Source organism: Maribacter sp. ACAM166 (assembly GCF_005771495.1).
Taxonomy (GTDB): domain Bacteria; phylum Bacteroidota; class Bacteroidia; order Flavobacteriales; family Flavobacteriaceae; genus Maribacter.
On sequence record NZ_VAUW01000020.1, the window covers coordinates 66,392 to 75,720 of the forward strand.

At 35.6% G+C, this 9,329-nt stretch carries 8 protein-coding genes and 1 pseudogene; 6 read left to right on the forward strand and 3 right to left on the reverse strand.

Annotation, left to right across the window (positions count from 1 at the left end; translation table 11 throughout):
* Window positions 1-2: 2 nt before the first annotated feature.
* On the forward strand, window positions 3-1,619 hold the full coding sequence (locus ES765_RS13665) for a UxaA family hydrolase (RefSeq protein ID WP_138114879.1): 1,617 nt from the start codon (window positions 3-5) through the stop codon (window positions 1,617-1,619).
* Between the two features lie 22 nt (window positions 1,620-1,641).
* Here the strand turns inward: ES765_RS13665 and ES765_RS13670 are convergent, their stop codons facing one another.
* The gene (locus ES765_RS13670) at window positions 1,642-2,664 is read right to left on the reverse strand and encodes a LacI family DNA-binding transcriptional regulator (RefSeq protein WP_138114880.1); all 1,023 of its coding nucleotides are present in this window, start codon (window positions 2,662-2,664) and stop codon (window positions 1,642-1,644) included.
* A gap of 700 nt (window positions 2,665-3,364) precedes the next feature.
* Here ES765_RS13670 and ES765_RS13675 point away from each other — a divergent pair.
* The 5 genes and pseudogenes from ES765_RS13675 (at window position 3,365) to ES765_RS13695 (ending at window position 8,616) form a co-directional block, all read left to right on the forward strand.
* A complete protein-coding gene (locus ES765_RS13675) occupies window positions 3,365-4,354 on the forward strand; it encodes an alpha/beta hydrolase (RefSeq protein WP_249356413.1) in 990 nt (329 codons plus the stop codon).
* 296 nt (window positions 4,355-4,650) lie between these two features.
* Window positions 4,651-5,379, forward strand: a pseudogene (locus tag ES765_RS22940) (L-arabinose isomerase); the annotation flags it as partial.
* Window positions 5,380-5,383: 4 nt separating this feature from the next.
* Window positions 5,384-6,568, forward strand: a complete 1,185-nt coding sequence (locus tag ES765_RS13685) for an aldose epimerase family protein (protein WP_138114881.1) — start codon at window positions 5,384-5,386, stop codon at window positions 6,566-6,568.
* A 9-nt stretch (window positions 6,569-6,577) separates the two neighbouring features.
* The gene (locus ES765_RS13690) at window positions 6,578-8,197 is read left to right on the forward strand and encodes a sodium:solute symporter (RefSeq protein ID WP_138114882.1); all 1,620 of its coding nucleotides are present in this window, start codon (window positions 6,578-6,580) and stop codon (window positions 8,195-8,197) included.
* Between the two features lie 251 nt (window positions 8,198-8,448).
* On the forward strand, window positions 8,449-8,616 hold the full coding sequence (locus ES765_RS13695; protein ID WP_212744243.1) for a hypothetical protein: 168 nt from the start codon (window positions 8,449-8,451) through the stop codon (window positions 8,614-8,616).
* A gap of 33 nt (window positions 8,617-8,649) precedes the next feature.
* On the opposite strand, the gene ES765_RS22345 is transcribed toward ES765_RS13695, so the two are convergent.
* Window positions 8,650-8,928, reverse strand: coding sequence for a hypothetical protein (locus tag ES765_RS22345; protein WP_249356420.1), 279 nt, complete (start codon window positions 8,926-8,928; stop codon window positions 8,650-8,652).
* Window positions 8,929-8,946: 18 nt separating this feature from the next.
* Window positions 8,947-9,156, reverse strand: coding sequence for a hypothetical protein (locus ES765_RS22350; protein ID WP_249356423.1), 210 nt, complete (start codon window positions 9,154-9,156; stop codon window positions 8,947-8,949).
* Between the last annotated feature and the right edge of the window lie 173 nt (window positions 9,157-9,329).

Below are 9,329 nucleotides of genomic sequence, written 5' to 3' on the forward strand. Positions count from 1 at the left end.
CCATGCAGAAACAATTGATAAAAATACAGGCTGAGGATAATGTAGCAATTGCCTTGATTGACTTGGTACAAGGTGACCGTATACATTTCGAAGGAGAGGACCTAATCATTTTATCCAATACGAAAGCAAAACATAAAATTGCATTTGTTGATTTGGAGAAAGAAGATCAAATATTTATGTATGGTGTGTTGGTGGGTAAGGCAATGTTTCCAATTAAAAAAGGTGATGTTCTAACCACTGAAAATATCAAACATCAAAGTGATTTTGTACATGCTAGAACGAAGACAGTGACATGGAATATTCCGGATATCTCTAAATGGAAAGAGCGGACATTTATGGGGTATCATAGACCAGATGGGCAAGTGGGTACTCAGAATGTATGGTTATTTTTTCCATTGGTTTTCTGTGAAAATAGAAATATAGAGGTACTCAAAGAGGTTTTTGAAAAGGAGCTTTCTATGGGTAAAGAGCGCAAACAAAGACAATTGTTACGTAACCTTATTAACGGTAATGATGCTGATTATAATGACGGAAAGCAAGAAGCTGATCATCAAACCTTCGATAATATAGATGTAAAGTTTATTACGCATCAAGGTGGTTGTGGTGGTATACGTCAAGATTCACAAACCTTAGCTAAACTGTTGGCTGGCTATGTTAAAAACCCTAACGTAGCTGGAGCTACCGTTTTAAGTTTAGGCTGTCAAAATTTACAGATAAACATACTGAAAGATGCTTTGAATGCGATAGATTCAAATTTAGATAAACCTGTGCTTATTTATGATCAACAACAAATGGGTACGGTAGATGAAATGCTGAATACCATTATAAAGGATTCTTTTGCAGGAATAAAGGCTGCTAACACGATACAACGTAAACCGGCTTCCATTTCTAAATTGAAAATGGGGCTGGAGTGTGGAGGGTCTGATGGTTTTTCTGGAATTTCAGCGAATCCAGCATTAGGGTATGCTTCTGACATTCTTGCTGCTGTAGGAGGGTCACCTATACTTTCTGAATTTCCAGAATTATGTGGCGTAGAACAGGAGTTGGTCAACAGGTGTACGAACGATGAAGATGCGATTAGATTCATGAAGTTGATGAAAGCGTATGAGGCTTCGGCCGAGGCTGCGGGGTCTGGATTTGATATGAATCCTTCGCCAGGTAATATTAAAGATGGTTTAATTACCGATGCAATGAAATCTGCTGGTGCTGCTAAAAAAGGCGGGACTTCACCCATCGAAGCTATTTTAGATTACGGAGAATATGTAACCAAACCAGGCTTAAATTTACTCTGTACCCCTGGGAATGATGTTGAAAGTACCACAGGTATGGTAGGGTCTGGAGCTAATATAGTAGTGTTTACAACTGGGTTGGGAACACCAACAGGTAATCCTATAGCACCTGTTTTAAAGGTTTCTTCAAATACAATACTTGCTGAACGCATGCCAGATATTATTGATATAGATACTGGTGCAGTTATTCGTGGTGAAAAAACGATACGGGAAATGGGTGAGGAGATTTTAGAATATGTGATTCAGGTGGCTAGTGGTAACATTGAGGCAAAGGCAGATCAATTGGGACAAGATGATTTTATTCCTTGGAAAAGAGGTGTTTCACTCTAAGTGGCTAAGATATACATTGAAACTATTTCATCTTACTAGATGATTTTCTAATTACTAATTTAGATGGTAACATTACGTTTTTATGAATCTTTACTGATTGCTCACTATCCATCTGTTCTAAGAAGACTTTAGCTGCCATTCTTCCCATTTCTACGGGTGATTGGTCAACAGAACTTATAGATGGTTCCATAAATTGTGTAAAAAGTTCATTACTAAAACCTACAACACAGAAATCTTCGGGTATACTGATTGATAACCGTTGTAAGTATTTTACAGCGCCTAACAAGCCATAATCAGTTGATGAGAAAATTGCATCTGGTGGCACCAATAAGTTCATTAATCTTTCAGCTGCTTCCATACCCGCTTCCATATCATTCTTTAGAGGTATCACATATTCAGGAATAACTTCAAAACCATTCTGTAATAACGCATCCTTATAACCAAGTAATCGATTTTTATAAAGTTCAATTTCATTGTTCACATAAAAGTGGGCTATTCTTTTACACCCTTGGTCAATGAGATGTTTAGTTGCATCAAATCCACCTTGATAATCATCTACCGTTACCGAACTTATATCGGGAAAATCTAATTTTCTATCAAAGAAGATAAATGGTGTGGCTTTCTTTAAAACAGGCTCTAACTTATCTTTCTCCTCAGTTGAATAGGATGTCGAGATTAAAATACCATCCACTTGAGCATTTAATAAATTTTGGATAATTTTTAGCTCCCGTTCTTTATTCTCGTGTGTTTGTGAAATAATTACATGATACCCTTTGGGGTACAACTCGTCTTCAATACCTCGGATGATTGAGGAAAAAAAATTTCTATTTATGTAGGGTACAACAACACCCACATTTTTACTCTTACCACTTTTAAGAGCCAAGGCTAATTTATTTTGCTTGTAATTCATTCTTGTAGCTGCTGCAAGTACAAGTTCACGTGTGTTTTTACTAATTCTTGGGTTATTATTTAAAGCCCTTGAAACCGTGGCTGCCGTAATATTTAATTCTTTAGCAATATCATAAATGGTAGTTTTCTTGGTCATCCTTAGGTTTGCGTGGATATTAATTTTTTTAAAATATAAATAATACTGCTAAAAATATATGTTGTCAAATATGTTAAAACTACAAAATTATTGAATTATGGTAGTTAAATTCATTAGAAAAACTGTGTATCAATCAATACAGAAGTTTTCTATCAATTTTTTTAACGTTATTACATGTTTTAAAAATCAAATGGGGCAACGCTAGCATAAATTAGTATTAGTAGAAAATAATGAATTTAAAGGACTCCATGCTTTGGGCATAGGCAGCGAAATGTTTACGTGAGTACCTCCGTATATATGGTCGACAACGAGATGAATGGCTACTTAAAATGGTAAATTTATTTTAAGACCAATTCTGACAGAGTTGCCTATATGAAAGTTATTAAATTAAAAATTTACTATGGTTAGATACGGAGGGTTGTATATTTATGACTTCCAATTACCATAGTGAAGAATGGGACGTAATCAACAAAGGTATTTGATGTGATCATTTCTAATGTATGATGTTAAAAAGCTAGTAATATTGGGGTTGTAGCTAAAGGTTACCCTGCCAAAAAGATGGGGAATCTATTATTCAATATATAATATTCAAAAAGCTAATAATAGTTTAACATTCAAAAACACAAAAGCCTACTTTTAGAAAAAGTAATCATTGGAGAAGAAGCCGATATATCAAGTTCCGTCAAATAACGTACAGTTTATGAATTTAAGAGTTTTATCGTTTGCTTTTTTTGTCTTTACGGCAATGACGTTTAATATGGTTGTAGCCCAAAACTTGGAAGGTGTTACGGGGGTGCGAGATACTTCTTATACCACAATTTCAGCTTTTTCCAAAGATGTTAAAAATCATCCCCAAATTAAAATTGTAAAAGAATTTGATTTTGGTTCTGTCAAAGAAAACCGAGACATAACCTATTGCTCATTAGGAGAACGAGAGTTGAAATTGGATGTATTTCAAAAAAGTATTTCCCAACAAGCCCTAAGAACCGCTATTATAATCATTCATGGAGGTGGATGGCGTTCAGGTGACAGAAGTCAGCATTATCCTCTGGCCCAGCAATTGGCAAACAAGGGGTATGTATGTTTTACTCCGGAATATCGATTATCTACAGAAGCTTTATTCCCGTCAGCTATTTACGACTTGAAAGCGGCTATACGTTGGGTGCGTGCAAATGCAGCAACATATAACATTGATTCGGAGAAAATTGTAGTTTCAGGTTTTTCTGCTGGAGGTGAGTTAGCGGCGTTTTTAGGTACTACCCCAAATAAACTACTGTTTGAAAATGACGGTTGTAATTCAGAAATATCATCACATGTAAATGCCATTATCGATATGGATGGTACGCTTTCTTTTGTACACCCAGAAAGCGGTGAAGGAGATGATAGTAATGGTACTTCTGCGGCAACTTATTGGTTTGGATATGGAAAAAAGGATAATCCTCTACTATGGAAAATGGCATCTCCGCTTAGCCATGTAAATTCAAAAACACCCCCAACCTTATTTATTAATAGTTCGGTAGCGCGTATGCATGCCGGTAGAGATGACTTTATAAAAGTGCTACGCAGTAATAATACGTATTCAGAGGTGCTGTCTTTTGAAACAGCTCCTCATTCATTTATACTATACCACCCTTGGTTTGAACCTTCTGTAAAAAGAATAGATGCTTTTCTTACCTCCTTATTTAATTGAAGCTATAATTTAAAACTAAAACCGTCTTCTACTTTTGGATTATATTTTTCTTTGTAGAATTGAAATAAGAATGTGTAAGGATATAAAGATTATCGTTGGGCATTGGCAAGAAGAAAGAATACAGAAGAAACTTAAGAGCTTGGCACGCCTAGCAATGGAATGAATATCAGCATCTTAATGTTGTGCGGATAGGTGAAACTATGATAGAGGTTTCAGTAATAGATAGTAATAAGGTTGAAGCACAGTTGTGATTTGGTTTTTTAGTAAATGGTTACGCTGCTTCTGATGTCGTTAATCACGTGAAGAATTTAACTCAAGTAGAAGTTGATGCCTTGGTGAATGGGTACGAGAATAGTTACGAATTGGGTGAAAAGCTGAAAAGTGGAGGAGAAAAAAGACAATTATTAGTTGATGCTGCAAAAACAGAATTAGGCTTTAGGATTTTCTTAATGAAATGCGGCTTTATAGCTTTTATAAATACGTTTTAAAACGTAGGTGAATTAAACCAATTATCAGGTATTGCTACTATAAGATTAAAAATGTCATTTCACCCCTGAAAAGGTGTATGTATTAGGGTCTCATATGTTTGAAATTTGTCCATCCATCGCAGATAAAAAACCATCTTGCGATATACATTCTTTAGGTATTGGGAGTGAAGAAGGCCCAGTACGGTTAGTTTTAATTCCCCTATTGGCCCTGCTATTATTGTTTCTCTAGTAGATTTAGGCAATCGTTTTAGAATTATTGTTAATGAAGTTGAAGCTGTGGTAGCGATGGGAGAATTACCTAAATTACCTGTCCCTTGCGTACTTTGGGATGCAAAGCCTGATTTGGAAACTGCTGCAACTGCTTGGATACATGCAGGTGGAGCACATTATATGGTCTATAGTCAAGCGGTGACAACTGAATTCTTAGAGGATTTTTCGAAAATAGTAGGTGTTGAACTGGTTTTAATCGATAAGAATACCACTAAAAGGCCAATAAAGCTTAGTACCATTTGTTTAAAAATAACATGTAAAACCTAATAGTATGAGAATAGCTATATTCAATAGTTCGTCAATATTAATTTTTAGTATTTTGATGGTAAATTTTAGTTGCAAGGACGATAAAAAAAACAAAGAAAATTTAGACACCCAAAAAATGGAAAAATCACTAAGTATTGCAAAAAGTAATTACGGAACTACTGTAGATGGTCAAAAAGTAGATAAATTCACCTTAGAAAATGAGGGAGGAATTCAAGTAGATATAATTACTTACGGTGGGAGAATTACATCGTTGCGAACTGCTGACAAGAATGGTAAAATTGAAAATATTGTTACCGGTTTTGATAACCTTTCACAATATGAAAAGACGAATCCCTTCTTCGGCGCATTGGTAGGTCGTTATGGCAATCGAATCGCAAAGGGAAAATTCAGTTTAAATGGTACTGAATATAGCTTAGCCAAGAACAATGGTGAGAATAATTTACATGGAGGCCTAATAGGATTTGATAAAGTTGTTTGGAAGGTTGAAGGAATTGAAGAGTCTGGATCTTCTGCTTCACTAAAATTAAGTTATTTAAGTAAGGATATGGAAGAAGGCTTTCCTGGTAATCTCGAGACCATTGTAACATATACTTTAAACAGGGACGATAGTTTCGATGTTTTGTATGAAGCAACTACGGATAAGACTACAGTGGTTAACCTTACGCAACATTCATACTTTAATCTTTCAGGTGATTTTTCACAAACGATTGTAGATCACGAAATACAAATTAACGCTGATAAATACATTCCTGTAAATAGTGGATTAATACCCACCGGAGAATTAGCTGCGGTAGAAGGCACTCCTTTCGATTTTAGTAAGGCAAAACTAATAAACAAAGATATCAATTCAGAAAATAAACAAATAGAATTAGGCGGTGGTTATGACCATTGTTGGGTATTGAACGGCTATGAATCTGGTTACCGTTCAGTAGCCAAAGCGTATCACCCAGAATCGGGACGTACATTAGAAGTTTTAACGGATGAACCTGGTATACAATTTTACTCGGGGAACTTTTTGGACGGAACACTTCCTGCACCAAAAGGGGGTTCATATGCAAAGAGAAGCGGATTCTGTTTAGAGACACAACACTATCCAGATTCTCCAAACCAACCAAAATTCCCTTCGGTAACCCTAGCGCCAGAAGATACATACACAACCAAAACTACCTTTAAGTTTTCCGCCAAATAAACCATTATCATGCAACAATTAGATAATTTAGATTGGATTAGTATTTCGCTCTATTTTTTATTACTTGCTGGAATAGCCGTTTGGGTTATCCGAAAGAAAGAAGACAATACGGAAGATTATTTTTTAGCCGGTAGAAATGTCGGTTGGTTCGTGGTAGGTGCTTCGATATTTGCATCTAACATTGGTTCGGAACATGTGGTAGGTTTGGCCGGTACCGGTGCAAGTAATAAACTGCCTTTGCTCATTTATGAAATACATGCATGGGTAGTATTAATGTTAGGTTGGGTATTTCTACCATTTTACGCTCGAAGCGGCGTTTTTACAATGCCAGAATTTTTGGAGAAACGTTTTGATGCAAGATCTAGATGGGTATTGTCTATATTTTCAATAGTGGCTTATGTACTAACTAAAATATCAGTAACGATTTATGCTGGTGGTGTTGTAGTTTCTGCCTTATTGGGTATTGATTTTTGGACTGGTGCAATTGCAACGGTCGTCTTAACAGGTATATACACTGTTTTAGGTGGAATGCGTGCCGTGGTGTATACAGAAACCCTTCAGGCTGTTTTATTGGTTATCGGCGCTGCTGCGCTGACATTTATTGGTTTGGATAAAGTAGGGGGTTGGGGAAGTATGGTCGATACGTTAGGACCTGAATATTTTAATATGTGGCGACCAGCAACCGACCCAGATTTTCCTTGGCCTTCGCTATTCATTACAAGTACTATCGTAGGTATTTGGTATTGGTGTACGGATCAATATATTGTACAAAGAACTCTAACTGCCAGAAATATTAAAGAAGGAAGGCGAGGTACTATTTTTGGAGCCTTATTAAAACTTTTACCGGTCTTTTTGTTTTTGATTCCAGGGGTTATCGCTTTGACTCTTAAAATGAGGGGTGAATTACATTGGGATAATCCAGATGAAGCTTTTCCTGTGTTGATGAGTAATTTATTGCCATCTGGTTTGAGAGGTCTTGTTGCTGCGGGATTATTAGCGGCTTTAATGAGTTCGTTGGCTTCGGTATTTAATTCATGTTCTACCCTTTTTACCGTTGATGTTTATAAAAAATTGAGACCAAATGCTCCAGAGAAAAAATTGGTAAGAACAGGGCAAATTGCTACATTATTTGTGGTCATCATTGGTATTATCTGGATTCCTATCATGGCAAATATTTCAGGGGTATTGTATGAATATTTACAGAGCGTACAATCCTATATTGCACCCCCAATAACAGCGGTTTTCTTATTAGGGATATTTTATAAACGAATAAATTCTACAGGTGCATTTGCTACGTTGGTTATGGGTATTGTTGTTGCCTTTTTTAGAATCACCTTAGAATTAATAAAAGGAAGTTTAGATTCAGATGGAATCTTATTTTATTTAGGTGATATGAATTTCTTAAGCTTTGGTGCTTGGTTCTTTCTATTCTGTTTGATTTTTATGGTGGTTGTAAGCTTAATGACTAAACCACCAGATGCTGAACAAATTGTCAACTTGACATTTGGGACTATTACAGAAGAAGAAAAAACTAAAAACAAGAGTAGTTATACGTGGGTAGATGTAACTGTATCCATAATTATTATACTAATAGTAATAGGGATTATGATATTTTTCAACGGAAGATAGTATCTCTATAAATTGTAAATAATTGTTGATGGTGTTCTCCGGTAATGATTTCATTATCAACAATTTTTATTTTAAGATTCTGCCTAGCTATAAAAGGATTATTTTCTTTAGTTAGTATTATAATCAAGAATTGACTTTTAGCAATTTTTGGTAATCGAACTCGTGTCATAGATTTGGGTATAGTGATAATCAAACTTTGAATTGTAGCTTAACTTTAGCTACTTAAAAATATAAACATTCAAAAACCAAATATGAGATTAGAAGAACAAACCTGTATCGCTATTGGTTCAAGTGATGCTATTGGAAGTGTAGCGAGTTGGCTCTCTTACGATGAAGGTGAATATATAAATAGTATGACCATCTTTGTTGATGGGAGTATGACCTGTTACCGTCTTTTTGCTACCGATGGATACTATTAAAAATGTAAAAAGCCACTCTTTAAGGCGGCTTTCTTAATTCACTTGAAACGTGAGTTGTTTACGTATTGGCGTATAATCAAACTTTTGTACTCCAACAGAAACATCGGCCATAAGACCTGCTTTTGATAGAGAAAAAACAGCTACCCCTGCTTTATATTTAGCATTTACTGCGATTGCAGAAGCTTCTGCGGAAAACTTAAAAACACCTTCCTTAAATTCAAATAGGTCAGATGCTGCTTCAAAAAATATAACGTCAGTAATTACTTGCCCTCCAGTTTGAAGACCAATACTAATTTTCTTTAAGTCGGCCATGCCAATTATAGTACCGCTTTAGTAAGCTACTTCGTTTCCTGAAGAACCACCGAGAATGAACCCACCTTTACCAACATTCGGGAAAATAACATATTCTGCTGAATGTGTAAAAAAGTGGTCAAGACCTACTTCCATTTTCATGAGTTTGTTTTTTGCCTTATTGGCAACCTTTATGATTATTTGGTCTTTATCACTTTGAGCATTTAGACCGATAGCTAAAAGTAGCAATGTGGTGAATGTAATTTATTTTAAATTTTTTATGTGTTCTAGGTTTTCTAAGTTCAAGTCATAAGTGCAACACGAATATTTAAAACAGATGGGGCTAGCCCCATCTGTTTTAGGCTCAATATTTATATTCGTTTTGATGAAACATTACAAACAATTGACCTTAGAGCAAAGGT